17 protein-coding genes are annotated in these 26501 nt (G+C 67.4%); 11 read left to right on the top strand and 6 right to left on the bottom strand.

What is annotated here, in order from left to right:
* Positions 1–3: 3 nt before the first annotated feature.
* The gene (locus OK349_RS04440; RefSeq protein WP_265116612.1) at positions 4–531 is read right to left on the bottom strand and encodes a phage tail protein; all 528 of its coding nucleotides are present in this window, start codon (positions 529–531) and stop codon (positions 4–6) included.
* A gap of 10 nt (positions 532–541) precedes the next feature.
* Positions 542–2494, bottom strand: a complete 1953-nt coding sequence (locus tag OK349_RS04435; RefSeq protein WP_265116611.1) for a phage tail sheath C-terminal domain-containing protein — start codon at positions 2492–2494, stop codon at positions 542–544.
* Positions 2495–3296: 802 nt separating this feature from the next.
* Here OK349_RS04435 and OK349_RS04430 point away from each other — a divergent pair.
* The 10 genes from OK349_RS04430 (at position 3297) to mtnA (ending at position 13679) form a co-directional block, all read left to right on the top strand.
* Entirely contained in the window at positions 3297–3833 is a 537-nt protein-coding gene (locus tag OK349_RS04430) for an RNA polymerase sigma factor (protein ID WP_265116610.1), read from the top strand.
* Entirely contained in the window at positions 3830–4786 is a 957-nt protein-coding gene (locus OK349_RS04425) for a FecR family protein (protein WP_265116609.1), read from the top strand. Before OK349_RS04430 ends, OK349_RS04425 begins: the two co-directional genes overlap by 4 nt.
* Positions 4787–4876: 90 nt before the next feature.
* Positions 4877–7891, top strand: coding sequence for a TonB-dependent receptor (locus OK349_RS04420; RefSeq protein WP_265116608.1), 3015 nt, complete (start codon positions 4877–4879; stop codon positions 7889–7891).
* A gap of 210 nt (positions 7892–8101) precedes the next feature.
* Complete coding sequence (locus tag OK349_RS04415; protein ID WP_265116607.1) at positions 8102–8959, top strand: NPP1 family protein; 858 nt, start codon at positions 8102–8104, stop codon at positions 8957–8959.
* A 79-nt stretch (positions 8960–9038) separates the two neighbouring features.
* Positions 9039–9542, top strand: coding sequence for a hypothetical protein (locus OK349_RS04410; RefSeq protein WP_265116606.1), 504 nt, complete (start codon positions 9039–9041; stop codon positions 9540–9542).
* Between the two features lie 64 nt (positions 9543–9606).
* Entirely contained in the window at positions 9607–10764 is a 1158-nt protein-coding gene (locus OK349_RS04405) for an aminotransferase (RefSeq protein ID WP_265116605.1), read from the top strand.
* The gene (mtnB, locus tag OK349_RS04400; protein ID WP_265116604.1) at positions 10761–11387 is read left to right on the top strand and encodes a methylthioribulose 1-phosphate dehydratase; all 627 of its coding nucleotides are present in this window, start codon (positions 10761–10763) and stop codon (positions 11385–11387) included. Before OK349_RS04405 ends, mtnB begins: the two co-directional genes overlap by 4 nt.
* Positions 11384–11932 (top strand): 1,2-dihydroxy-3-keto-5-methylthiopentene dioxygenase, encoded by a 549-nt coding sequence (locus OK349_RS04395; RefSeq protein ID WP_265116603.1) that lies wholly within the window; start codon positions 11384–11386, stop codon positions 11930–11932. Before mtnB ends, OK349_RS04395 begins: the two co-directional genes overlap by 4 nt.
* Positions 11929–12615, top strand: coding sequence for an acireductone synthase (gene mtnC, locus OK349_RS04390; RefSeq protein WP_265116602.1), 687 nt, complete (start codon positions 11929–11931; stop codon positions 12613–12615). Before OK349_RS04395 ends, mtnC begins: the two co-directional genes overlap by 4 nt.
* The gene (mtnA, locus tag OK349_RS04385; RefSeq protein WP_265116601.1) at positions 12612–13679 is read left to right on the top strand and encodes an S-methyl-5-thioribose-1-phosphate isomerase; all 1068 of its coding nucleotides are present in this window, start codon (positions 12612–12614) and stop codon (positions 13677–13679) included. The genes mtnC and mtnA overlap by 4 nt, the downstream gene beginning before the upstream one ends.
* Before the next feature lie 138 nt (positions 13680–13817).
* On the opposite strand, the gene OK349_RS04380 is transcribed toward mtnA, so the two are convergent.
* From OK349_RS04380 to OK349_RS04365, 4 genes are all read right to left on the bottom strand, one after another.
* Positions 13818–15737, bottom strand: coding sequence for an amidohydrolase family protein (locus tag OK349_RS04380; RefSeq protein WP_265116600.1), 1920 nt, complete (start codon positions 15735–15737; stop codon positions 13818–13820).
* Positions 15691–17268 carry a patatin-like phospholipase family protein gene (locus OK349_RS04375; protein ID WP_265116599.1) on the bottom strand — a complete coding sequence of 526 codons (1578 nt, stop codon included), beginning with the start codon at positions 17266–17268 and terminating at the stop codon, positions 15691–15693. The genes OK349_RS04380 and OK349_RS04375 overlap by 47 nt, the downstream gene beginning before the upstream one ends.
* 457 nt (positions 17269–17725) lie before the next feature.
* A complete protein-coding gene (locus OK349_RS04370; RefSeq protein ID WP_265116598.1) occupies positions 17726–19117 on the bottom strand; it encodes an HlyD family type I secretion periplasmic adaptor subunit in 1392 nt (463 codons plus the stop codon).
* A complete protein-coding gene (locus OK349_RS04365) occupies positions 19114–21267 on the bottom strand; it encodes a type I secretion system permease/ATPase (protein ID WP_265116597.1) in 2154 nt (717 codons plus the stop codon). The genes OK349_RS04370 and OK349_RS04365 overlap by 4 nt, the downstream gene beginning before the upstream one ends.
* A gap of 364 nt (positions 21268–21631) precedes the next feature.
* On the opposite strand from OK349_RS04365, the gene OK349_RS04360 reads away from it, so the two are divergent.
* Entirely contained in the window at positions 21632–26497 is a 4866-nt protein-coding gene (locus OK349_RS04360; RefSeq protein WP_265116596.1) for a beta strand repeat-containing protein, read from the top strand.
* Positions 26498–26501 lie beyond the last annotated feature (4 nt).

Genomic DNA, 26501 nt, shown 5'->3' with positions numbered 1-26501 from the left:
CCCTTACTCCGGCTCGGTGAAGGCGGGCTCCGCGGGCTGGTTGATCGAATATTCGCGCTCCCAGCCCTCATGCTCGAGCTTGATGGTCTGGATCGCGAACGAGGAGGTCGAGGCGTCGAGCTCGGGGAAGGCGCGGAATTCCGACACCCAGGCGCGATAGATGTTGTAGCCCAGTACGAGCTGCCCGGCCTCGTTGTAGATTTCAAGCAGCAGGTCCTTGCGGAAGTCGCCGAGCGAGACCTCGCCGCCGAGCGCCGAGCCGTAGTTCCACACCTTGTTGGCCCATTGCTCGAACTGGGCGTTGTGAGTCACCCCGCGCTCGAGCGTGATCGCCTCATACTTGACCTGGCCGGGGGACTTGCGGGTCAGCGAGGGGTCGCCGCCCTCGCGATATTCCATCACCTCGACCGTGCGGCTGAGCGCGCTGACCTTGTTGACCGCGAAGAAATAGTCGCCGCCGACTTCCTTGATGCGGAACTTGTAGCCGGCATAGGGGATCACCCGCTGCCCGGCAGTGTTGAGCTGCGTCATCGACCCCTCCTCAGGCTGCTTGCTGGAGCTGCAACTGCAGGCTCACCACGACGAATTCGGCCGGCTGGAGCGGCGCGAACCCGACGAACACGTTGACGATCCCGGCGTTGATGTCGGCCTGGGTCGTGGTGTCCGGACCGCAGCGGACGATATAGGCGTCGCGCGGCGAGGTGCCCTTGAAGGCGCCCTGGCGGAACAATCGCTGCATGAAGGCGGTCACCGCGCCGCGGATCTCGAGCCACAGCGGGTCCGCATTGGGCTGGAACACCGCCCATTGCAGGCCATCGAACAGCGAGCTCTCGATGAACAGCGCGGTCCTTCGGACAGGGATGTACTTCCAGTCCGACGCCAGCAGGTCCGCGCCCATCAGCGTGCGCGCGCCCCAGGCGATGTTGCCGGGGATGTCGAAGCTGCGCAGCGCGTTGAGCCCGACGGGGTTGAGCACGCCATTCTGCGGATCGCTCAGCACATGCGTCAGCTCGGGCACCCCGCGCAGCGAGGCGGTGGTTCCCGCGGGGGCCTTCCACACTCCGCTTTCGCCGTCGGTCCGCGCCCACACCCCGGCCATCGTCCCGGACGGCGCGACCTCGCGCAGCCGGCCGCCATCGGTCGGGTCGGACACGCGCAGCCGCGGATAATAGGCCACCGAGTTGGGCGAGCGCAGGCCGGCGCCGGCGATCTCGTCGAGCCACGCCTCGGCCTCATCGAGCGTATCGGTGCCGGGCGGCGGGTCGACGAACAGCATCGCTCGCTTCTCGATCACATAGGCGAGCGCCGGGGCCATCACGCCGGCCTGGAGCGCAGTATCGCCGAGCTCGGCCGCCTGGGGAATGGCCAGCATGTTGAACGCGTCGATATTGTCGAGCGCATAGAAGCTGGTGCGCAGTCCGCGATTGCCGGACAGGGTCGGGGCGTCGATCGCGTTGCCGTCGTCGCCGACGATCGCAGCGTCGATCAGTCCGACCGGCGCGGCGGCCGGGAAATATTGCTCGACATTGGGGACGCCGGGATCGAGCAGCAACGTCGCCGCGAAGGTGCCGGTCGCATCGGCAATGCTGACGATGGTCCCGGGGGCATAGTCGGGCGAGGTGCGCCCGGGCGCGACGCGCAGGCGATCGCCCTCGACCGTGACGGTCGCCTGGGCGAACAGCCGGTTGGCGGGCTGCGCCGCGCGGATCGCGTCCTGCAGCGTCGCGGCGGCGGCAGCGAGGGTCGCGGGCGAGCCGGCGCCGTAGTCGACCTCGACAGTTTCCGCACCTGTGCCGAAGTCGATGTCGATTTCGCCCTGCCCGGTGAGCAGCGCGAGATTGGGCGGCGTCGCGACCAGGTCGTCCGAATAGAAGCCGGTCGGTCCGGGCCGGTCGGTCGCCCATCCCGCGTCGCGATCGAGCGTGATCAGCGCCGAGCCGGCATTGACCACCGCGATCGCGTTGTTTGGGCCGGCGGCCATCGTCAGGTTGCGGAACACCTCCGTGCGCACCGCCTGGGCGACGCCGTCCTGCAGCCGCACCTCGCTGACGATCAGGTTGAACTGAGTCGTGGGATCGGCGGTGCGATAGTCGATGTCGATGCGCAGCGCATTGCCCCAGGCGCCCGGGTTGGCGATCACGCGGTCGCCGATCATCCGCCCGGCGGTGGCGCGCAGCACCGGGCCCGCGCCGCCCCAGTCCTGCATCGTCACCGAAGCCGCATCGGCCCCGTTGGCGACCCGCACGGCATAGGCCGTACCGCCGCCATTGACGAAGAATTGCGAGACCGCGAAGCTCGCCGGGTGGTCGCCGGCGATGCCGCCGAAATGCGTCTCGAAATCGGCCAGCGAGAACAGACGCACCGGACTGTCCACGGGTCCGCGGGCAAAGCTGCCGACGAACGCGGCGATCGATGTGGATGCGCCGGCGATGCTGCGCGAGCCGCTGGGAACCTCGCGAATATAGACGCCGGGAAAAGAAGGAACAAAGCTCATCGCTTCACCTCATCCTGCAATGCCGAACAATCGAACGTGCATTCGCTGGAATGAGGAAGCCGGGAGTAAGGACAAATTGCCCCATCCTCGCATCACTATTGATGCGAAGTTAATCCTCTTGCCAACGGCGACCGGCTTTTCTTATTTTAGTACAGAACGGAAACGTTGTTCTGCGACTCGTAACTTGACCATAGTGCAGATTGGTACGGAGCTAAACATGAAACTATCGCTCATAAGGCTCGACTCATCGCAGCAAGTCCCTCCACTATGGTTGCAATTCCGGTAAGCAAACCTTGCCTGAAATTTCTTTGAAGATTCATATAAGTAACGTAAAGAAAAGCGAGTGAGATATCGGTTATGTTCTGACATATCGGGAAATGTTGGAACGAATGGTATGCCTATTACAATCCAGTGGTTCCGGAAACTTAGGCGAATTTCTCGAGAGACGTATTGACAAGAGCGAGGGCAGTGGGCGGTTATGCCCGCTCGCCACTATACGACACCCGATGGCGTTCATGCGGCTCACGTCGAACAGCGTGAAGCCGGCCCAACCCATTCGATGGAATCGGACAAGCGGAGCTATCCGAACCGCATCGTCCACCGCCTCCGCCGTACTCGACTCGGCGACGCGATAGGCAGGGCGCCGGGATGGCGCCAGCGTCGATCCGCGGACTGTCATTTCCGCTTCACGGAGCCGGCCTAGCCGGAATGCGGGTCGTTGGCGATTCGTGTGGGAGCGCGCAATGAGCGGCATGATAGTATCGCGATCGCCGCGCACCGCCCGGGCCACGGCTCGCGTCGCGTGAACCAGATTACGCCGATCCTCACCCGCCGCGAGGCGCAGGCGGAGGACGTGGCGCTGCGCCAGGCGTTACACCGGTTCGTCACCGGCCGGCTGCGCGACGGGATCGAGGGCGAGGACATCGTCCAGGAAACCTATGTCCGGCTCTACGACTATCGCCGCAAGCGGCCCATCGCGGACACCGCCGCCTTCTGCTTCGCCGTCGCGCGCAATCTGGTGCATGACCATTTCCGCCGCCTGCGCGCTCAGCCGCCCGCTGCCGAACTGGCCGAGGACATCGCCTGCCCGCTGCCGCGGGTCGACGAGGTGCTGGACTATCGCCAGCGCGTCGAGATCCTGGTGCGTGCGCTCAATGTCATGCCGCCGCTGCGCCGCGAGATATTCCTCCGGCGCAGGCTCGACGGGGTTCCGGGTGCAGTGGTGGCGGCCGATCTCGGCATGACCCTGGCGGCGGTCGACAAGCATTGCACGCGTGCGCTCGCCGACCTGCGCTACGCACTGGAACGCCGCGGTCTCGCCATCGGAGGCGGCGCATGAGCCGCCGCGCCACGCTCCGCAAGGCCGCCCAATGGGCGATGCGCGAGGACGAGGCGGTGCTCGCCGAGCGTCCGCCGGCCGCCGCCGCAGATATCCAGGCGATGCTCGACGATCCGGCGCTGGCCGAGGCGCTCTCCGAAGTCGCGTCGGTGCGCCGCCTCTCCGACGAAGAGGTGCGCGCGATGCGCCAAGGGCGCCGCCGCGCGCTTGGTAGCGGGCTGGCAGCGGTGCTGGTGGCCGTGGTGGGGGTCGGTGCCTGGCAGAGCGGGGCGTTCCTGTCCCCCGCGCCTGTCGTGCAGCACATCGAGACCGAGCGCGGTGAACAGCGCAGCGTGCAGCTCGCAGACGGATCCAGAGTCGAGCTCGATGGCGCGACCAGCCTCGACGTCACCATCGACGGCAAGTCGCGCCTGGTCGAGCTGCGGCGCGGCGAGGCCTATTTCGACATCGCGCACGAGGCGGAGCGCCCGTTCGTCGTGCGCGCCGGCGCGTCGAGCACGCGCGTGCTCGGCACGGCCTTCTCGATCGATCTCAGCCAGCGGGCAGTGAAGCTCGCCGTCTATCGCGGCAAGGTGCAGTTCGGCGGCACCGGCAGTGGGGAGGGCGGGGTCGTGGTGCCGGCCGGCTGGCGGTCGAGCTTCGCCGGCGGCGCCGCGATGACGCCGACGCGTTTCGATACGGCGCAGCAGGATTGGCGCCAGGCGTGGGTCGATACCGACGACATGGTGCTTGGCGAGCTCATCGAGGCGCTCAACCGGCGCAGCGGCCCGGTGATCGCACCGCCGCCGGCGAGCCTTGCCCGCGTCCCGCTGGCCGGCCGCGTCAAGCTCGACGATGCGGAGGAGCTGCTTGGCGCGATGGGCGAAATTCACCGCTTCCGGGTCGTTCGCGAGCGCGATCGGCTCCGCCTTGTCCCCACCGCGGACGGCGACGCAAAAATGTCATCCAATTGACGCTGCACTGCAACAAAATTCTTTTGTCCAGATGGAACCAAGCCCTCGTCTTCCGCTCAGAGGCGCATTTGCGCCGGAGCGGAGGAAGTCATGAAGCATATCAAGGGGGTATCGTTGTTCTCGCTGACCGTCGCGCTGGCGATGCCGGCCATTGCGCAGGCGCAGCCATCGGGTGAAGCCGCGGCCAGGCGCGAGATGCGGTTCGACATCGCCGCGTCGGATCTGCGCCCGGCGCTGACGGAGTTCTCGCGCGTCACCGGCCTGCAGGTGGTGGTCGCGCCGTCGGCCGTCTCCGGCCGCCGCACCGGCGGCGTCCGCGGCGCGCTGACCACGCGGGCGGCGCTCGACCAGCTGCTCCGCGGCACCGGCCTGGTCGCCTCGATGCGCGGCAGTGTGGTGGTGCTCAAGCCCGCGACCAGGCCGCCGGCTCCGCGCGCAGCCGCCGTTGCTGCGCCGCGTGCGGTCGCGGCGGCTCAGGAGGTGCCCGACGCCACCGCCGCTGCGCCGGTGGAAGAGCCGGTGAGCGAAATCGTCGTCAATGGCTACCGCCAGAGCCTCACCGAGGCCCAGGAGCTCAAGCGGGCCGCGGTGGGCGCGCAGGATAACATCGTCGCCACCGATATCGCCGCCTTTCCCGACCTGAACCTCGCGGAATCGCTGCAGCGTGTTCCCGGCATCACCATCACCCGCGACAGCGGCGAAGGCCGCCAGATCGCGCTGCGCGGCCTGGGCGCCGATTTCACCCGCACCCAGCTCAACGGCATGGAAGTGCTGGGCAACACCGCCTCGGGTATGGACAATCGCGGCGGCGTGAGCCGTTCGCGCTCGTTCGACTACAGCCTGTTCGCCTCCGAGCTGTTCAACCGCGTGTCGGTGCAGAAATCCTATGCGGCCGAGCAGGACGAGGGCGGCATCGCCGGCACCGTGCAGCTCTATACCGCCAAGCCGTTCGACTATGCCGGCTCGAAGTTCGTGGTCTCGGCCAAGGGCCAGACCAACACCAACACGACCGGTGTCACGCCGCGCGTGGTCGCTCTCGCCTCGGGCCGCTGGGGCGATTTGGGCGCGCTGGTCTCGGTCGCCTACAGCCAGATCCGCAGCAACGAATATGGCTATCGCAACTGGGGCTGGGGCCTCACCAGATATGCCGCGGCGAACATCGGCCCGAACATCGATGCCGACACCCGCACCAAGCTGCTGAACGGCGTGTGGCAGCCCACCGCCCAGTCGCCCTCGAGCTGGTACACCGACCGCAAGCGGCTCGGCATCACTTCCGCGCTGCAATACCACCCGGGCGACAATTTCAAGCTCGACGTCGACCTGCTCTATGGCCGGCTCTGGGACTATCGCAACGACTATGCGATCGCCAGCGCCGGTGCCAACCCGCTGACCGGCACCTCGATCGGCGGCACGCAGATCATCCAGAGCGCGGTGATCGACGACACCAACACCCTGCGCGCGGCGAGCTTCACCGGCATCGACCAGCGCTCCGAGCACCATATCGTCGAGAACCACACCGATTTCTATCAGGCGGTGGCGAACCTCGAATGGAAGCTCACCGATCGCCTGACGATCCGCGCGCTGGGCGGCTATGAGCAGTCGGACTTCGCCCAGCCGGTGTTCGACAAGGTGTTCATGGAGGCCAGGAACATGGCCTTCAGCTACGACACGCGACCGACGATCCCGGTCAACACCTATGGCAAGGATCTGACCGATCCCAACAACTGGCAGCTCCAGCGCCTCGACGTGCAGGAGAACGAGGTCACCAGCACCTACGCCAATGGCAAGCTGGACGCCGCCTATGAGCTCAATGACGCGCTCACGCTGAGGGCCGGCGGCGCGTACAAACACTTCGTCAACAGCGGATACATCTGGGCGAACAAGGTGTTCCACAACACGCCGACGCTGACGACGATCCCCAACGATCTCAAGCAGCTCGTCGCGGTCGACACGCTGCTCCAGTACATCGTCGGCGATGTCGACGGGTCCTATGCCCTTATCGGCGACAAGCGCGACCTGACCGCCGCCAATCTTCAGGCCGGCAGCGACTATCGCGTCGAAGAAGCGACCTGGGCCGGCTTCGCGCAGCTCGATCTCGACACGCAGGTCGGCGGCATGCGGCTGCGCGCCAATGCCGGCCTGCGCTATTATTCGACCGACCTCACCTCGTCGGGTCACCTGGCGACCGCCTCCGGTTTCCAGCCGGTCGCGATCAGCACCAATAGCAATGGCTGGCTGCCCGCGGCCAATCTCGCGCTCGATGTGACCAAGGACGTGGTGGTGCGCCTCAGCGCCAGCCGCAACGTCAACCGTCCGGGCCTGGGCGACCTCGCGGCGGCCGGCTCGATCACCACGCGCCCGAACGGCGGCTCGCTCAGCCTCGGCAACCCCTTCCTCAAGCCGTACAAGGCCACGTCGGTCGAAGGCTCTGTGGAATGGTATATGGACCGCCACGGCTTCGCCTCGATCGGCTTCTTCTACAAGAGCATGGACAGCTTCATTACCTCCTCGTCGAAGCAGATCCCCTATGGCGAGACCGGTCTGCCGCTGTCGCTGCTGATCCAGGGCCAGGATGCCAGCACGCCCTATGACGTGACCCAGCCGATCAACGGCCCAGGCGCGGACATCAAGGGGATCGAGGTCGCGTTCCAGCACGACTTCACCTTCCTGCCGGGCGCGCTCAAGAATCTCGGCATCGTCGCCAACGGCACCTGGTTCGACGGCCAGCGCACGGCCTTCTACACCACCAATGGTGTGACGAGCTCGCGCGTGCTGCCGCTCGACAACCTCTCGAAATGGGCGTTCAACGCGACGCTCTATTACGAGAATCCGGTGTGGGGCGTGCGCGTCTCGAACGCCTATCGCAGCCAGTATCTGACGGGCGCCGGCAACGCGCTCGCCAATTCGGGCGGCGGCATCCGGGCGACGAACAATGTCGACTTCCAGGCCCATTTCAACATCCGCCCGGGCGTCCGGCTGATCGCCGAGGGCATCAACCTGACGAACGAGCCGATCCGCCAGTTCGCCAGCGTCGATGCCTATCGGACCGAGGTCTACACCACCAGCGGCCGGACCTTCACCCTCGGCATCAGCGCCGAGTTCTGACCCCGCACAGGACGTAGAGCCGGCGCGTCACTGGAACCCGTTGTCGGGTCCAGCGACGCGCCGGCGGATACGGCACGTAGCGAAAAAACTCTGTCCTGATCGCCGCCGCCGTCCGTCTTCCATTTGGGGGTGTTCGAAACCGCGACCGCTCCCCGTTGCCGACGCTCGCAGCCCAACAGCTCGAGTGCCCGGCTTACAACAGGAGGCCTTATGAAGGATCAATTCAGGTTCAGCATATCCCCCGTTTACACGCTCGCCATCGCTGCTTTCGGCGCGCTCATGCTGGTTCAGCCGGCGCATGCGCAGGGCTGGCCGGCCCCGGTGGCGCCGCTGCCGGAACTGGCGACTGCGCTCGACAAAAGGTTCCAGCCGGCGATCGATTTCGACACCGACGTTTGTTTCAACGTGCCGGCGGTCAACGCGGCGGGCGCGATCAGCCCGGGCGCGTCGACCTACGCCACCCGCCCGCCGGCCTCGTGCCGCAACCCGAACTACCGCACGACCAGCAACGTCTATGTGCGTGCCCGCTGCAACAACGGCTATTGCGCGCGCGTCTACAGCTATTTCTGGCAGTCGGACTTCTCGCACGCCTATGATTGGGAATCGGTCATCGTCTGGACCACCGACCAGGGCACCAACAGCACCGTGGTGGGCGTCACCCGCGGCAATCACGGTGGTTGGGAGACCCGGGCGACGAGCGGCGGCCAGTTGCGCTTCCTCAACGATGCGAGCGGCCAGCACGTCAAGATGGTCTATCACTACGAGACCTGGGGCTTCTCGCATCTCTGGCGCTTCTCGAAGACCGACAATGGCGACGAGCCGCCCGAAAACGGCACCGGCCAGTGGCTGATCCAGCCGCTGATCAGCTGGAACGGCTATCCGTCGGTCAGCGTCCGTGACGCCGTGTCGAACTATAATTTCAGCGGCGCGAACTTCGACAACAAGGATTCCCGTTTCACGGGCGTGCTGCAAGCAACGGTGAACAGCAGCATCACGCCGGGCTTCAACCCCACCGTCGATTCGGGTCCGAACTCGCCCGGCTGCCCGGCCGGCTCGACCATCTGCTGATCGGCCCCCGCCCCGCGCCGCCGCAATCCGGCGGCGTGGGGCACCCCGGTGGGCGGACGCTTAAGCTATCGAGGCGCACATGCGAGAGGATCGAGAGATACCGAAGCGGATATCGACCATCGGCGGCGTGGTTCTTGCCGTCGCCATCGCCGCGGCAGCATTCTGGTTCTTCCAGTGGGGCGCCGAGAGTGGCGAAAAACCCGCGACTGAGGGCGTGGTGGCTGTGAACGCGCCGGCCGTACCGGGCATTCCTCCCCCATCTCCCGCAGGCGCACAAGCGCGGACGACAACTGTCCCGGTGCTACCGGCCAAGCTGGTCGCGCATGTCCGCCAGGCCTATCCTCTGCTCCTCGACGTCGACTTCGGGTGCGATGCCCGCGGATGTGCGATCACGGCAACGATACCGCCGCCGACCGGGGATGAATTTCTCAAGAAGCGGCAAGAGATGCTGGTCGGCGGCCTCGCCAAATTGGTCGAGGCGGACGGCTACGAGATGCTCGGTCCGGTCCAGATGGACGAAGTCGACGATAATCTGTTCCAGATCCGCGCATCGGTCGTGGAGGCGCAAGAACGGGCGAAGTAGGTGTGCGGGCATAACGTTTGCTAGTGTCATCAAATCGTCATGTAACAGCTCAAAGAGCGACGCCGTGATCCGAGGCCCCGCCAGCTCGCCCGTAACCACGATTTTCGAGAGCACATCGCGGCGCGCGCAAGCGCGCGGCGCGATCAATCTGGGCCAGGGCTTTCCCGACTTTCCCGAACCGGCCGAGCTGCTGGAGGCTGCGGCGAGTGCCGTGCGGGGCCGGTCCAATCAATATCCGGCCATGCGGGGGCTGCCTGCGTTGCGCGAAGCGATCGCGGCCTATTACCGCCGGACGCAGGGCCTCGCCATCGCGGACGACGAGATCGTGGTGACCTCGGGCGGGACCGAGGCGTTGGCGGCCGCCTTCCTCGCGCTCCTCGAACCTGGCGACGAAGTCATCCTGGTCCAGCCGCTCTACGATTCCTACCTGCCGATGGTCGAGCTGGCAGGCGCGACTGCACGGCTGGTCGACCTGCAGCCGCCGGGCTGGACGCTGCCGATCGATGCGCTGGAAGCAGCCATTTCGCCGCGCACCCGGCTGATCGTGCTCAACACCCCGCACAATCCGACCGGCACCGCGCTCGACTCCGGCACGCTCGAAGCAATCGGTGCGCTATGCGAGCGCCACGACCTCTTGCTCCTGTGCGACGAAGTCTGGGAAGCCACGCTTCTCGACGGCGCACCGCATGTTTCGCCGCTGCACGTCGCCAGCTTGCGCAACCGCACGGTGAAGATCGGATCGGCGGGCAAGATCTTCGCGCTCACGGGTTGGAAGGTGGGGTGGGCGGTTGCCGCGCCCGCGCTCGCCAATGCGATTGCCGCGCGCCACCAGTTCCTGACCTTCACCACCGCCCCTTCGCTGCAATGGGCGGTGGCGGACGGCCTGGCGCTTTCCGAGACCTGGCATGACGCCCATCGCGCGCGATTCTCGGCGGCACGCGATCACCTGACGGCCGGGTTGGGCGCGGCGGGTTATCGGGTCCTGCCCGCGCGCGGCACATGGTTCGTCACGGTCGATCTCGCGGCGTCGGGCCTGCCTCCCGACGACGTCGTCATTGCCGAGCGGATGATCGATGAAGCGGGCGTGGCCGCCATTCCCGTATCGGCCTTCTATGCCGAGCGGGCGCAGAAAAATTATCTGCGCTTCTGCTTTGCCAAGGAGAGCGGCGTGCTGGATACCGCCATCGAACGGCTGAGTGATTTTCGAGGAAGGATCGCGTGACCAGTTTCGCCGAAGCCGCCGAAGCGATCGTCACCGCAGGCAACCGGCTGGATCAGTGCGGCCTCGCGCCTGCCACCGCGGGCAATTATTCGATGCGGCTCGCAGACGGCACGCTGGCGATCACCGTCTCCGGCGCGCACAAGGGGCGTCTCGAGCTCGACCAGATCATGCGCGTCTCCGCCGAGGGTTCCCCGCTCGACGGCAAGAAGCCGTCGGCGGAAACGCTGCTGCACTGTCTGATCTATGCTGTGGATCCGGGCGCGGGCGCGATCCTGCATACGCATTCGATTCCCGGCGTGGTGTTGAGCCGCAGGCTGGCGGAGGCGCGTGCGATCGTGCTCTCCGGCTACGAACTGCTCAAAATCTATCCGGGCGTCGATACACATGCGACCTCCGTGGCCATGCCGCTGGTGGAGAACAGCCAGGACATGATGGCCCTGTCGGACGAGCTTCGCCCGCTGCTCACCGCGCAGTCGCCGATCCTGCCGGCCTTCTACATCCGCGGGCACGGTCTCTACGCCTGGGGCGCGACGATGGCGGCTGCCGAGGCGGTCGCCGAGGGCAGCGAGTATCTGCTGGCCTGCGAGTGGGAAGCGGCGAAGGGCGAAGGAGTGAGGCAGTGACCAGACTGACGCGGTATCGCGACACGGCGCCGTTCGAGGCGGAGGAGGCGATCGAGGATCATGCGTCGATCGTGGCGGCGCTCGCGCCGACCGGCGTGCATCTCGAACGCTGGCCCGCCGCCGCGCTGGGCGACGATCGGAGCGACGCCGCGATCCTCGCGCTGTTCGCCGACGAGATCGACCGGCTCAAGGCGCGGGGCGGGTACCGTTCGTGCGATGTGGTGCGGCTGACGCCCGATCATCCCCAACGCGTCGAGTTCCGCGCCAAGTTCCTGTCCGAGCATGTCCATGACGACGACGAGGTTCGTTTCTTCGTCGAGGGGGCCGGCCTGTTCTACATCCGCAGCGGCGCGGCGGTGCATGCCCTCGAATGCACCGCCGGCGACCTGATCGTCCTCCCGGCCGGCACGCGGCATTGGTTCGATACCGGGGAGCGGCCAAGCTTCACCGCGATCCGGCTGTTCACCACGCCGGACGGCTGGGTCGCGCGCTTCACCGGCGATCCCATCGCGGAGTCGATCCCGCGCTACGCAGGCGCTGCATGAGTCCGCGCGCGATCGTCACCGATATCGAGGGGACGACCTCCAGCATCGCGTTCGTCGCTGAGGTGCTGTTTCCCTATTCGCGCGCGCGGCTCGCCGAGTTCGTGCGGGAGAACCCTGAGGCCGTCGCGCCGGTGCTGGAGCAGGTCCGCGCGGAGGCGGCCCTGCCGCATCTCGACCTTGAGGGCTGTATCGCGCAACTCCACGCTTGGCATGACGCCGACTGCAAGATCGGCCCGCTCAAGACGCTGCAGGGCATGATCTGGGCGGATGGCTATGCGGCGGGCGCCTTCACCGGCCATGTCTATCCCGACGCCGTTGCCGGACTGCGGCGCTGGCATGCGCGCGGGGTCCCGCTCTACGTCTATTCGTCGGGATCGGTCGCCGCGCAGAAGCTGCTGTTCGGCCATAGCGATGCGGGCGACCTGACGCCGCTCTTCGCCGGCTATTTCGATACCGCCATCGGCGCCAAGCGCGAGGCTGACTCCTACGTGGCCATCGCCCGCGCGATCGGCGTGGAACCGCGCGCGATCCTGTTCCTGTCCGATGTGATCGAGGAACTCGACGCCGCCGATGAGGCAGGCTTGTCGGTCACGCTGCTCGCGCGCGACGGCGCCGCGGCCGCGGACCGCTATCCCGTCGCGTCGAGCTTCGACACCATCTTGCCGCAGGAAATTGACGCATGAAGATCGAGGGTCACGCAACGCGTTCGATCTGGCTCGAGCCGGACGGATGGAGCGTCGGCATCTTCGACCAGCGGCATCTTCCGTGGGAGGTCCGGCGGATGCGGCTGATCCGGATGGAGGACGCCGCCGAAGCGATCGCCGACATGGCGACGCGCGGGGCGCCGCTGATCGGCGCGGTGGCCGCGTACGGCCTCGCGCTCGCGCTGCGCGAGGATCCGTCCGATGCGGGGCTGGAGACCGCCTTCGCCACGCTGCTGCGAACCCGTCCGACGGCCGTGAACCTGCGTTGGGCGCTCGACCGGGTCCGCGCGGCCGTGCTCCCGCTTGCTCCTGCCGAGCGCGCCACCGCCGCCTATGCCTGCGCCGCCGCGATCTGTGACGAGGATGTCGCCGTGAACCGGGCGATCGGCGAGGCCGCGCTGCCGCTGATCGAGGAGATGGCGCGAAGGAAGGGCGGCGCGGTCAACGTCATGACTCACTGCAATCCGGGATGGCTGGCCACGGTCGACTGGGGCACCGCGACCGCGCCGCTCTATCTCGCGCACGACAGGGGAATCCCGCTCCACGTATGGGTGGACGAGACGCGGCCGCGCAACCAGGGCGCACTGACCGCCTTCGAGCTTGCCAGCCACGGCGTTCCGCACAGCTTCGTCACCGACAATGCCGGCGGGCTGCTGATGCAGCGCGGCGAGGTCGACATGGTGATCGTCGGGACCGATCGCGTCACCGCCAATGGCGACGTCTGCAACAAGATCGGGACTTACCTGAAGGCACTGGCCGCGGCGGCGCATGGCGTGCCTTTTTATGTCGCGCTTCCGTCAAGCACCTTTGACCCCGACACAGCCGACGGAGCCAGCGTTCCGATCGAAGAGCGCTCCGAAGAAGAAGTGCGTTTCCTGAAAGGGCCCGACGAAGAGGGCATCATGCGCCGCGTCGCTACCGTCGGGTCTCCAGCACGTAATCCCGCGTTCGACATCACGCCTGCCGCCTTGGTGTCTGGCTACCTGACCGAGGCCGGCGTGATGGCTTCTCCGCAACAATTGTCGGAGATGCTCAGGAAGTGAAGCGTGGCAGGCATGGCAGCTTTGCGCCTTCATAGCGGCCGCTTAGATTGACCACGCCGAGGACCAAAAGCGGCCTATAGTCAGCAAACCGACAAAGCATGAAACCGTCTGGACTGGGCATAAGGTACCGCCAGCAGATTAAACCCTGCGGCCGGGACCTGGGGCGGGTGTCAGATAGGAGATGAGGTTTGCCCGAAAAAGCTTGTCGGCACGCTCGCGCCAGAAATCGACCTGCATCGCCGCCGCATGGGCCGCGGCGAGGAAGTCGGCAGCGTTCGACTGGTTGGCGAGCATGATCCAGTCGGACCCGAACATGATCGCGTCGCCATCGTCGCCGGCGCTCTTGCAGATCCCGGCGAGTTCCTCGAGCAACGTGCGGCCGTCGCCCTGGAGAATGCGCACGTCGAAACTGAAATCGAAATAGATGCGCGCCTTGCGCCTGCCGGCAGTGTCGGGACGATTGAGCGCAAGCGCCCGCCGCAGAACGTCATGATCGGTCGACGGGCCCTTATGGCAACTGAACATGTCGAAATGGCCAATGCAAAGCCGCAGCGGCGGCATGCCGGGATAGCGCCGGACGATCTCCTCGATCCGGGTCAGCCAGTAAGCCGGGGAGGGCGCCAACTCCTGCCCCGGCAGCGCAATGTTGCTTTCGCGCGCGTGCGTGAACACGGGGACGTTCTCGCGCACGCAAAATTCGAAGAAATCCTCGAGCGAGCGGTCGATCTCTGCCCCGACGCGCCCGACGCCTGCATCGCGCCAGCGCGCATGGATCGCGATACCGCCGCGCGCCTCGCCGATCTCGAGCCCGGCATTGCTGTCGGGCCGGAATCCCATTGGCGGGTAGAGCTTGAAGCCCGTGATGCGATGGCGCTCGACCGAGCTCGGATCGCGCCCGGCGAGCACCCAGCGCTTCATCGCGGCGAGCGAGGTTTGCCCGGCTTCCCTTCCTTCGAGCACTCGTTCTTCCGCATCGCGCAACGGGTCGAAGCCCGCAAAGCTGTGCAGCCGAATGCGTCCCGGTAGGTTCGCCGAGACGTCTCCGTAGCGCGTCCAATATTCGACCTGCTCCCGCATGCCCGATCCGCGAGCGGGCCGATCATCGAGCCAGCGGTCGAAATCGACCAGCAGGTTGATCGCGTCGCGGACTTGAGCCTCGGGTTTGGCAATGGTCTTGAGGTAGGTTTCGACATGCGCGCAGCGCGGCTGGCACATGAGCCATGCCCAGCGCAGCAGCGTGCGCACGGATTCCTGCTGCTGTGCCTGCGAGGCGGGAGGAGCTTCATCGCGGCCTGCGGGGCATTGGAGCCCATCCTCCGGCTCGGCGGCGGGTTGTGGCCGGGGGCGGTTCGGCGCGGTGGGCGTCGCGCTTGGTCTGGCGTCGCTGTCCCGCGCGATGATCGCCAAGAAATCCCGCTCTTCGAGATGGGCGGCTCGTCGGGTCTCCAGGCTGCTCTCTTCGGCCCCGAACAGCCGGGCGAGCGCCTGATGGCTGGCGCGACGGCCCGGGCCGTCCCGCACGGTAAATGCGCTGAGGCGATCGGCGACGGGCGCAACGTCGCCAAGGCCGATGCGATGCGCCTGCGCCGCGCGTTTCGCGAAATCGGCCTGGGACGGCGCCTGTCCGCCGATCGAGCCGGCACGCGAGAGCTGACGCAGTTCCTCGCTCGCCGACAAGCTCAGCGTCTTGGCGACGAAGGCAATGATGTCGACGAGCGCCAGCGCGAAGTCCGGCAGCGAGGGGAAATAGCGGGGAATGAGGACGAATTTGGTGAAGCCGGCCACTGGAAGGTCGGCGGCATTGAAGAAATGCGCGTGCGCGTCGCTGATCGCGGCAAGTTCGACGCCTGCGGGCGGAGGGAAGCGGCAATGGACGCATCCACCCGCCAGAAGCGCCGCTCCTGTGCTCAACAGCTCGCGACGTCCAATCCGCGCTGACACCCCTGTCGATTTCATGCTGCCGCCCCCCGGCTTGCCTGGAATGTCCGGTGCTATCCCGCCGGAGACGGGTTCACTCCAGCTCCGCCCAATCGGCGATTTCCCGCCGGTTGCGGCCATAGTCGATTTGACAGCGCATGAAGCGTGGGTGGAACTCGAGCGGCGCGTCCAATTGCTTGTCGAGCTTGCGCCAGTAAGCGCAGCTTTGCCGCGTATCCGCTTCGGGTCCGATCCCGACCACGGCCTGATGCGCATTCAGCGATTCGCTGTCGATCCGCACGAAGTGCGGGGCAAAGCCGCGTTCCTTGGCCTGATCGGTCGCCCAATAGACCGATGCGCGATAGGACTGGTTGATCAGGATCGACATCGAGCGGAATGCCAATCCATCGAAGCTCCATTTCGCGTGCTGCGGAACGGTCCCGGCGGGCGTCTCGGGAAGAGGTGCCCCTTCGCAATCGCGCAAGTGGCAGACGGTTCCGGCCTCCAGCGTGCCGTTGACGATGATGAACAGATTCTTCTTTGTCTGCGCCGGGATGAGCGCCGCAGCCTCGAGCAGCGCGCCACTATAGTCCGACAGAACGCCGAAACGCGCACCGCCATCGATGTACATCTTGCCGTCGATGAACACCGGGAGCGCCGCCAACGGCACGGACGAGGAGGCCATCAGCGCTTCGATGTAGCAATCGCGCATCGTGGCATCGCCGGCGACGAAACTCGTCGCGGCCTTTGTGAGATCGAAGACATATGCATCGCCCGTATCCATCTCGACCGCGCCGACCAGCAGGAAGCGCCCGGCCGCGGCTTCGCGCGCAACAGCTTCCAGCCGTTTGGGATTGATGAGATTGCGAAGCGTCTCGCGGAGGGGTTCGAGCTCGGCGATGGCCCCGCGGCGTATCACCGCAAGGGCAGCGCCCGCCTTCTGAATCGTCGAGCCGCCCTTGAGGCCACTCTTCGCAAAGGGGTGAAGCAGCTCGCTTTCCTTGGTGATGGTGTATTGCCCGACGATTTCATCGGTGTCGCCGAGAAAGGCGAAGGTCGACTGGAGGGCGCCGGTGCTGATGCCGGTGATGACCCGGAAACGCGGCAGGTTGCCGGGCTTGTCGGCCTGGGTGCGAAGTTCCGCCCATTGATCGAGAAAGCCCGCGCCAAAGGCGCCATTCTGGCTGCCGCCGGAGAGAAACAGCATCGAGTCCGATACCGGTCCGCGATCCGTCTCGTCCTGCTTGCGCATCAGCGGAGATGATGCCGCGCGCCGGTAGCTTTCGAGGATCGCGCGGGACAATGGATCGCGGCTCTCGATCAGCTCCGCTTCCCCGCCGAGCGCCTTTACCGGCGGATCGATCGCGATACGTGTCCTGATCTCGCTGCATCGCGGTTGCGGTGCCGGCGTTCCCGCATATTGCACGGGTTTGATTTGGCAGGCAGCGCAAACGAAAGAAAAAGCCAGAATGGACAAAATACGTAGTTTGCGCCTCATGACGTCTCTCCCCCAGAAGACGAATAGAGTATAAGCAGCACTGAAATCTTGTGGATTTGATGATGAAGCATGACGTTCAAGTTTTGGCGCGTCAACGTTGGAACGACACGCTTCTGGACGTAACGCGCGGGCAACGCGTGTCAGTGAGCGCGACCGGAGAGTGGATTGATTCAACCATTAGGTGCACGCCCGACGGCTTCGAGCGCCCTTGGCTCGAGCCGGTGAAATGGACGCGGCGTGATCCGAGATCCCCCTGGTTCGCCTTGATCGCCGTGGTTGGACATATGAAGCGCCCCTGCTTCAGGATCGGAAGCCAGGGCGAGTTTATCGCTGGCCGGGACGGACGCCTCTATCTCTACGCGAACGATGCTTGGCTGTTTTACTTCAATAACATGGGCAGTGTGATGGCGTCGATCGAGATTACGGATTCGTGATCATCTGGCTCGTCGACTGAGCGTTCTAGTCGGGACCAAGTTCATCCGTCGCCGCCCGGTAGTCGTCCAATGCCTGTATGCGTAGCGCGTTGATCACGGGGCCGCGCCTGTGGCTTGAAGAGCCTACTCGGCGAGATCGCGCGTGAGCTCGGCTTCGACGGTGCGGCACTCCCCCTCTCTCCAGAGGGGAGAAGGCGTTAGCGCTCCCGCGCCGCCGTCCTGCGGATCTCGTCGATCGGGCTCAGCAGATAGGAAGCGAGCGAACGGCGGCCGGTGCGGACGTCGGCGGTGACCGCCATGCCGGGGGTGAGGGGGATCTGCGCACCATCCCGCAGGATCGTCGTCTGGTCCAGCGTCACCCGCGCGGTGTAGATCAGTCCGCGCTTCTCGTCCTGCACCGCGTCCGAGCTGATCTGCTCGAGCCTGCCCGGCACTGCGCCGTAGCGCGTGAAGGGAAAGGCCTCGACCTTGAGCGCGACCGGTTGGCCGGCGCCAACGAAGCCGACATCCTTGTTGGCGATCATCACCTCGGCGACCAGCTTTCCACGCGCGGGCACGATCACCATGATCGGCTTGGCCGCCTCGACCACGCCGCCGATGGTGTGGATGGCGAGTTGCGTGACGGTGCCATCGACCGGGCTGACGAGGCGCTGCAGGCTGCCGCGCCTGGCCGCCTTGGTCAGCTCCTCCTTGCGCAGCCGCGCGTCACTCTCGGCCTTGGCGAGATCGGCGAGGACGCGGGCGCGCGCCTCGGCGGTGGACTGGCTCGAATTGCCGCCGGCCACCGCGATCTGCGCCTCCGCCTTGCGCGCCGTGGCGAGCGCGGCGTCGCGGTCGCGCGCGGCGGCGAGGCGCTGGCGGCGCATCTCGATCACGCGCAGCTTCGAGACATAGCCTTTCTCGAGCAGCGTCTCGTTGGCGGCGATCTGCTCGTCGAGCAGGGGCAGCGTCTCGCTGAGCTTGGCCGCCTGGATCTGCGCCTCGGCACGGGCGGCGCGGGCAGCCTGGGTGTCTGCGGCGCGCGTCTGGCCAGCCGCCTGGATCTCGGCGAGCTGGGCGTTGGCGAGCGCGATCTGGGTAGCGGCGACGTCGGCTGTGGTTCCGGCGGGCGGGGTGAAGCGCAGGCCCTGGCCGTCGAGCGCCGAGAGGATCGCGCGCAGCCGGGCGGCGTCGAGCGCGGCGGTCTCCAGCGCCTTGCTGGCTTGCGCCGTGTCGGCATCGGAGACGGTGGGATCGAGCTCGACCAGAGGCTGGCCGGCGCGGACACGCTGGCCGTCGCGAACCAATATGGCGTGGACGATCCCCGCCGCGCCGGGCTGGATCAGCTTGACGTCGTCGGCGGGGACCAGCTTGCCCGGTGCCGAGGCGACGACGTCGACCCGGCCAAGGAACAGCCAGAGCAGGGCCACCACGAGCAGGCCGAGAAGCACCCAGGCGGTGACCCGCGCGGTCGGCGAGACCGGGCGCTCGACCACTTCGAGCGCGGCGGGGAGGAAATCGGTCTCCCTGGTGCGCAGAACGCGCGATCGCGCCCGCTCGTTGTCGAGCGCGTCGCGGACGGCAGTCCAGTGATGGGTGAGCGCGTTCATGCGGCGGCCCCTGCCTGGACGCCAATCTGGCGGTGGTGGAGCGCGGCATAGCGGCCGCCGAGGCGGAGCAGCTCGTCATGCGTGCCGCTCTCGACGATGCGCCCCTTGTCGAGCGTCAGGATGCGGTCGCATTGGCGGATCGCGGAGAGGCGATGCGCGATGATCAGCACGGTGCGGCCGGCGGCGATCGCCTTGAGGTTGCGCTGGACGATCTCCTCGCTCTCGGCATCGAGCGCGGAGGTCGCCTCGTCGAGGATCAGGATGCGCGGATTGGTGATCAGCGCGCGAGCAATGGCGAGGCGCTGGCGCTGGCCGCCGGAGAAATTGACGCCGCGTTCCTCGACGATCGTGTCATAGCCGCGGGGCAGTTCCAGGATGAAGTCGTGCGCGCCGGCGAGGCGGGCGGCGGTCGTCACTCGCTCGATCGGCGTGATGGGGTCGGCGAGCGCAATATTCTCGCGGATCGAGCGGTTGAACAGGATATTCTCCTGCAGCACCACCCCGATCTGGCGGCGCAGCCAGGCGGGGTCGATTTGCGCCAGATCGACTCCATCGACCAGCACCCGGCCGGCGGCGGGCAAGTAGAGGCGCTGGAGCAGCTTGGTCAGCGTCGACTTGCCCGATCCCGAGGCGCCGGCGATGCCGAGCGTGGTGCCGGCGGGCAGATCGAGGCTGATGTCGTCGAGCGTCCAGGGGCCGTCGGCGGCATAGCGGAAGCGGACATTCTCGAAGCGGACATGGCCCTGGAGCGCCGGCAGCGCGGTGCGCGATCCGGCGCCGGGTTCGGGGCCGGCATTGAGGATGTCGCCCATGCGCTGGACCGAGAGGCGGACCTGCTGGAAGTCCTGCCAGAGCTGCGCCATGCGGATCACCGGGCCGGAGACGCGCTGGGCGAACATGTTGAACGCGACCAGCCCGCCGATGGTCAGCGCGCCGGCGATCACCTGCTGCGCGCCGAAGAACAGGATCGCGGCGAGGCTCAATTTGGAGATGAGCTGGACCGCCTGGCTGCCCGAATTGCCGAGGTTGATCACGCGCTGGTTGGCGGCGCTGTAGGCGGCCAGCTGGCGTTCCCAGCGATCCTGCCATTGCGGCTCGACCGCGGCGGCCTTGAGCGTCTGCATGCCCGAGACGCTCTCGACGAGCAGCGCGTTGTTGGCAGCGCCGCGCGCGAATTTCTCGTCGAGCCGGCGGCGCAAGGGACCGGTGACGACGAGCGAGACGATCACATAGGCGGGGAGCGTCAGGGCGACGATGACGAGGAGCGTGGGCGAATAGAGCCACATCGCCACCAGGAAGACGATCGTGAACAGCGGATCGACCAGCACAGTGAGCGAGGCATTGGTCATGAACTCGCGCACCGTCTCCAGCTCGCGGACGCGGGTGACGGTGTCGCCGACGCGGCGATTCTCGAAATAGGCGAGCGGGAGGCGGAGCAGGTGGCGGAAGAGGCGGCTGCCCAGCTCGACGTCGAGTTTCTGGCTGGTCTCCGAATAGAGCCGGGTGCGCAGCCAGCCGAACGCGACTTCCCAGAGCGAGACCAGCACGAGCCCGATGCTGAGCACTTGCAGCGTGGCCAGGCTGTTGTGCGCCAGCACCTTGTCGACGACATTCTGGAAGAAGAGCGGCGCGGCGAGGCCGAGCAGGTTGAGCGCGAGGGTGATCAGCAGCACCTCACCGATCAGCTTCCGGTATTTGACGATCTGGGGAACGAACCAGGTCATGTCGAAGGCGGGCGCGGCGACCTGCGCGGAATCGCGGGTGGCGACGAGGAGCAGCGCCCCCGACCAGCGGGCCTCCAGCGCGGCGCGGTCCCAGCGCTCGATTTCGGCGCCGGGGCGCTGGATCGCCACGGCATCCTCGCCGACGCGGCCAATCACGAACCAGCCCTCGGCGCCGCTGGCCAGCACCGGCATGGGAAGGCGCCTCAGCCGCTCGAAGTCGCCGGTCGTGGCGCGGGCGCGGGCGCCTTCGATGCGCTTTGCCAGGCGCACCAGATCGGATGCCGTGACGGGTTCGGCATGGCCCAGGCTGTGGCGCAGCTCGGCCGGGTCCGCGGCGATGCGGTGCATGGCGAGGATCATGGCGAAGGCGGCGAGCCCGTTGTCCGCGGGCGGTGGGGACGTACCTAGGGAAAGGTCCTGCTGCACGGCGAGTCTCCCGATCGGGTCCCTCAGGCGTTTGCTTTTTGCGGTGCAGCAACCTGAATCGTCCGGCGCGATCCTTGGTAGCGGCCAAAGCCTGGAGAGCGAAGGCGTCGGCGGCTCCGGTCGTCGGAGCAAAGGGGCGATTCAGCGTTCGCAGGCGCGGCATATGGTTGACCCGGGTGCCGCCGCGGGCTGTCTGGTCGCGACTGCACTGAACAGGCGTATCCATGTCTCAAGCAGCCCTCGTCACACCCGTGCGGAACGGAGAAGCGGCGATCGCGCGAGCTTCGAGCTTGGGCGCGACGCCAGGGCGGGCGCGTGATTTCGTTGGGGGTGACCTTTTCGAGCCTATGACGGGAGCCTTGCCATGCCTACGCTCTACATCTCGCCGACTGGCAGCGGTTCGGGCGACGGCTCGAGCGCCGCGAACGCAGCGACGCTGGAGGACCTGCCGCAGCTGATCGCGGCGGCGGGGCCGGGCGGGCAGGTGCTGCTGCTCGCCGACCAGGGGGCCTATACCGCGCCGACCGGGGCGCTGGCGATCGTCGCGGGAGGGACGGCGAGCGCGCCGGTGACGATCCGCGGGGTCGATAGCGCGGGCAATGCGATGGCGGCGACGATCACCGGCACGCGGCGCGAGCCCTTCGACCCGGCCAGCCCTTCGGGTGAGGAGATATTCCGGCTGCTCGGCGGCGCGGACAATCTGCGCTTCAGCGATCTTGCCTTCCAGAATGTCGGCACGGCCTTCCGCGTCGGCGCGGATGTGCGCAACCTGGCGATCGAGCATGTCGACGCCACGAACGTCGCCCGCTTCTTCGACAACATGGTCTCGGGGGCCAATGCCAGCGCGACGATCACCGGGTTGACGATCCGCGACGTCGCAGTGAACGGCTATTCCAAGGGCGCGATCCGCATCCAGTACGACAGCAGCAACGTGCTGATCGAGGATGTGCGCGGCGACAGCCAGTTCCAGGACGGCGACAATTTCGCGATCGGCGTCCATATCACCGGCACCGCGCACGACGTGACGATCGATCGTGTCGCCATGCGCAACGCGCTCGATACGGTGAACGATTATCGCAACGGCGACGGCTTCGCGACGGAGCGCGGCACCTACAACATCACGCTGCGCGACGTGATCGCCACGGGCAACAGCGATGGCGGACTCGACTTGAAGAGCGATAACATCGTGGTCGACGGCGCGATCGTCTCGGGCAATGGCCGCAACATCCGGCTGTGGGGCACGGGCGCGCAGCTCAGCAACATCGTCAGCTTGGACGCGGGCGCGCCGCTGGCGGGCGGCAATCGCGAGCATATCTGGCTGGCCGAAGGCGCAAGCGCGACGATCGACGGGGCGTTCTTCTCCGACCCCGGTTCGCCGACGCTGTTCAACCTGGCGGAGCGGAACGGCAGGCTGGTGGTCGAAGATTTCGGGCTCGTCACCGGGCCGGGCACGACCCAGTCGCTGCGCGGCACCGGATCGGTACTGACCCTGACCGGGCAACGCGTCGCGGTGACGGCGGGGACCATCGGCGACGACCTGCTGGCGGGCACGGCCGCGGCCGATGCGCTGGCGGGGGGCGAGGGGCGCGACATGCTGAGCGGCGGGGCGGGCGATGATCTGCTCGCCGGCGGCGCGGGCAACGACATGCTGGTCGGCGATGCCGGCGACGACCATGTCGAAGGCGGCGCCGGGCGGGACATCATGGTCGGCGGCGCGGGGCACGACCTGCTTAGCTATGCCGGCAGCGTCGCTGGAGTGCGCATCGACCTGCTGCGCCTCACCGCGAGTGGCGGGGACGCCGAGGGCGACCTGTTCGACGGGTTCGAGGGGGTCAAAGGCTCGGCCTTCGCCGATGTCCTTGCGGGCGACGCGGGCGCGAACCAGCTGTTCGGCGGGGCGGGCGACGACGCGCTTTCGGGCGGTGCCGGCGATGACATGCTGGATGGCGGCGCGGGCGCGGATTTGCTCGACGGGGGCGCCGGGCTCGATCGGGTGGACTATGGCAGCAGCAGCGCGGCGGTGGTCGTCGATCTCGCCAATGGCGCGGCGAGCGGCGGTGAGGCGGCGGGCGACCGGCTGGTCGGGATCGAGGGGATCGAAGGCTCGGGTTTTGCCGATACGCTGTCGGGCAATGACGGCGCGGACTGGATCGCCGGCGGCGCGGGCGACGACCGGATCGACGGGCGCGGCGGCGATGACCTGATCGTCGGCGGGGCAGGCGCCGACACGCTGATCGGCGGCGCCGGGTTCGACAGCGCGGATTATTCGGGCAGCGGCGGCGCGGTCACGGTCGATCTTGTCGCCGGCACCGGGGTTGGCGGCGATGCCCAGGGCGACCGGCTCCAGGGGATCGAGCGGCTGATCGGCTCGGGCTTCGGCGATGTGCTGACCGGCGATGGCTTCGACAATGTGCTGACCGGGGGCGCGGGCGCGGACCGGCTGACCGGCGGCGCCGGGATCGACACCGCCGATTATTCGGCGAGCGGCGCTGCGATGAACGCGGTGCTGGGTGGCACCGGCAGCGGCGGGGATGCCCAGGGCGATGTACTGGCGGGGATCGAGAATCTGGTCGGCAGCGGCTTTGGCGACGTGCTGGTCGGCGATGGTGCGGCCAATGCGCTGTCGGGCGGCGGCGGGGACGACCGGCTGGCCGGCAAGGGCGGGGCGGACCGGCTCGACGGCGGAGCGGGGATCGACGTTGCCGACTTCTCGACCAGCGCGAGCACGGTGACGGCGGACCTTGCGGCGGGCACGGCTTCGGGCGGGGTGGGCCTGGTCGCGATCGAGGGCCTGATCGGCTCGGCGTTCGACGATGTGTTGAACGGCGATGCAGGCGGCAACCTGCTGGTCGGCGGCAAGGGCGCGGACCTGATCAATGGGCGCGACGGGTTCGATACCGCCGACTATTCGGGCTCGACGGCAGCGGTGCAGGTCGATCTTGCCCTGTCGGTGCAGGGCGGCACCGGCGATGCGGCGGGCGACCGGCTGGTGAGCGTCGAGGCGCTGGTCGGCTCGGCCTTCGACGATTCGCTGGCCGGGGTGGGCGCCGCCGAGGCGCTGTATGGCGGCGCGGGCGCGGACCGGCTCGAAGGGCGCGGCGGTGACGATCTGCTTCAGGGCGGCGCGGGCGCCGATGTGCTGGTCGGCGGGGACGGTGTCGATACGGTCGACTATAGCGCCAATGCGGGCGCCGTCTCGATCAACCTCCAGACCGGCGCGAGCAGCGGCGGCGATGCCGAAGGCGACCGGTTCGACGGGATCGAGCGTTTCATCGGCACAGGCTTCGTCGATACGATCGTCGGCGACGGGGCGGACCAGATACTGGTCGGCGGCGCGGCGGGCGACCGGCTGGACGGTGCCGGCGGCTTCGACATCGTGGTCTATGCGGGCAGCGCCGCGGGCGTGAAGGTCAACTTGGCGACCAATATCCTGTCGGGCGGCGATGCGCAGGGCGACAATATCGCCGGGATCGAAGGCGTCGTGGGCAGCGCCTTCGCCGACACGCTGACGGGCGACGCGAACGCCAACCGGATCGAGGGCGGCGCGGGCAACGACGCGCTCGACGGCGGCGCGGGCGCGGATGTGATGATCGGCGGCGCGGGCGACGACTCCTATGTGGTCGACAATGCCGGCGACCAGGTGACCGAGACGGTCGGCGGCGGGCTCGACATCGTGCGTACGAGCCTGTCCTCGCTGACGCTGACCGACGGGGTCGAGGACCTCAGCTATACCGGCGGCGGCGGCTTTGCCGGCACCGGCAATGCGCTCGATAACAGCATGTACGGCAAGGCGCTGGACGACGCGCTCTACGGGCTCGATGGCGACGACAAGCTGGTCGGCGGCGCGGGCGCGGACCTGCTCGACGGCGGGGCGGGGCGCGACCAAGTCGATTATACCAAGTCCGCCGCGGTCACCGTGAACCTTGCCACTAACGTCAATCACGGCGGCGAGGCCGAGGGGGATCGGCTGGTCGGCATCGAGATCGTGATCGGTTCCAACCATTCCGACACCATCACCGGTGGCAACGATCCGCTGGTCGGCGACATCCTCTATGGGCGGGGCGGCGACGATCTGCTGGCCGGCGGGGCGGGGGACGATCAGCTCGATGGCGGCGGCGGCAGCGATGTGCTGCGCGGCGGCACGGGCAATGATCTCTATGTCGTCTACGAGGCGGGCGACCAGGTGATCGAGGCGGCGGGGGAGGGCCGCGATCGCATCCGCACCGCCGCGACCAGCTACACGCTCGGCGCCAATGTCGAGGAGCTGGTCTATACCGGGACGATCGGCGCGACGATGACCGGCAATGCGCTCGACAATTTCGTCGTTGGCAGCGGTGGCGAGGATCGGCTGAGCGGCGGAGACGGCGCGGACGTGCTGCGCGGCGGGGCGGGCGGCGATGTGCTCGACGGCGGCACGGGATCGGACACCGTGGAATATGCCGGCTCGCTCGGCGGCGTGCTGGTCAATCTGCGCGCCCAGACTGCCACCGGTGGCGATGCCATGGGCGACAGGCTGGTCAGTATAGAGAATGCGCAGGGCTCAGCCTTTGCGGATGTGCTGCTGGGCAGCGTCGGAGCCAATGTGCTGACCGGCGGGGACGGGGACGACGCGCTCTCCGGCGACGACGGCAACGACACGCTGCGGGGTGGCGTCGGCGCCGACCGGCTCGATGGCGGCAAGAACGAGGATACGCTCTACGGCGAGGACGGTGGCGACACGCTGTACGGCGGCCAGCAGACCGACCGGCTCTATGGTGGCGCGGGCAACGACATGCTGGTCGGGGATACCGACTGGGTCTCGTCGCTCGCCGCCAGGGACACGCTGGACGGCGGCGACGGCGACGACGTGCTGGTCGGTGACGGGATGAGCATGACCGCAAGCGGTGTCGGCGGCGCGGACACGCTGATCGGCGGGCTCGGCAACGACATACTGTACGGCGACGCGATGAACATGACGGCTGGCGCGCGGGGTGGGGCGGACAAGCTGACCGGCGGCGCGGGCGGCGACCGGTTCGTGTTCGCCCCGGGATCGGGAGGCGACGAGATCAGCGATTTCACCCGCGGCGGCGCCGAGGCCGACCGGATCGACCTCAGCGCCTTCGACATCGCCTATGAGGCGCTGCGCTTCACCATCAGCAGCGCGGGGGTAACGATCCAGCTGGGCGGCACCGATACGATCTTCGTGCGCGGCGTCACCGCGCTCGATCAGGCGGACTTCGTCTTCGGCTGAGCCT

The sequence above is a fragment of the Sphingomonas sp. BT-65 genome (assembly GCF_026107375.2).
Classification (GTDB): domain Bacteria; phylum Pseudomonadota; class Alphaproteobacteria; order Sphingomonadales; family Sphingomonadaceae; genus Sphingomonas.
Note: the sequence above shows the minus strand (reverse complement) of the source record. Positions and strands in the feature narration are given on the sequence as shown.

What these genes read in the sequence shown, in the direction of transcription:
- OK349_RS04420 (WP_265116608.1), top strand. Translation starts at nt 4,877, where the DNA reads ATGAAGCATATCAAGGGGGTATCGTTGTTCTCGCTGACCGTCGCGCTG.
- OK349_RS04435 (WP_265116611.1), bottom strand. Translation starts at nt 2,494, where the DNA reads ATGAGCTTTGTTCCTTCTTTTCCCGGCGTCTATATTCGCGAGGTTCCC.
- mtnA (WP_265116601.1), top strand. Translation starts at nt 12,612, where the DNA reads ATGAAGATCGAGGGTCACGCAACGCGTTCGATCTGGCTCGAGCCGGAC.
- OK349_RS04360 (WP_265116596.1), top strand. Translation starts at nt 21,632, where the DNA reads ATGCCTACGCTCTACATCTCGCCGACTGGCAGCGGTTCGGGCGACGGC.
- OK349_RS04380 (WP_265116600.1), bottom strand. Translation starts at nt 15,737, where the DNA reads ATGGCCGCAACCGGCGGGAAATCGCCGATTGGGCGGAGCTGGAGTGAA.
- OK349_RS04370 (WP_265116598.1), bottom strand. Translation starts at nt 19,117, where the DNA reads ATGAACGCGCTCACCCATCACTGGACTGCCGTCCGCGACGCGCTCGAC.
- mtnC (WP_265116602.1), top strand. Translation starts at nt 11,929, where the DNA reads ATGAGTCCGCGCGCGATCGTCACCGATATCGAGGGGACGACCTCCAGC.
- OK349_RS04425 (WP_265116609.1), top strand. Translation starts at nt 3,830, where the DNA reads ATGAGCCGCCGCGCCACGCTCCGCAAGGCCGCCCAATGGGCGATGCGC.
- OK349_RS04440 (WP_265116612.1), bottom strand. Translation starts at nt 531, where the DNA reads ATGACGCAGCTCAACACTGCCGGGCAGCGGGTGATCCCCTATGCCGGC.
- OK349_RS04410 (WP_265116606.1), top strand. Translation starts at nt 9,039, where the DNA reads ATGCGAGAGGATCGAGAGATACCGAAGCGGATATCGACCATCGGCGGC.
- OK349_RS04415 (WP_265116607.1), top strand. Translation starts at nt 8,102, where the DNA reads ATGAAGGATCAATTCAGGTTCAGCATATCCCCCGTTTACACGCTCGCC.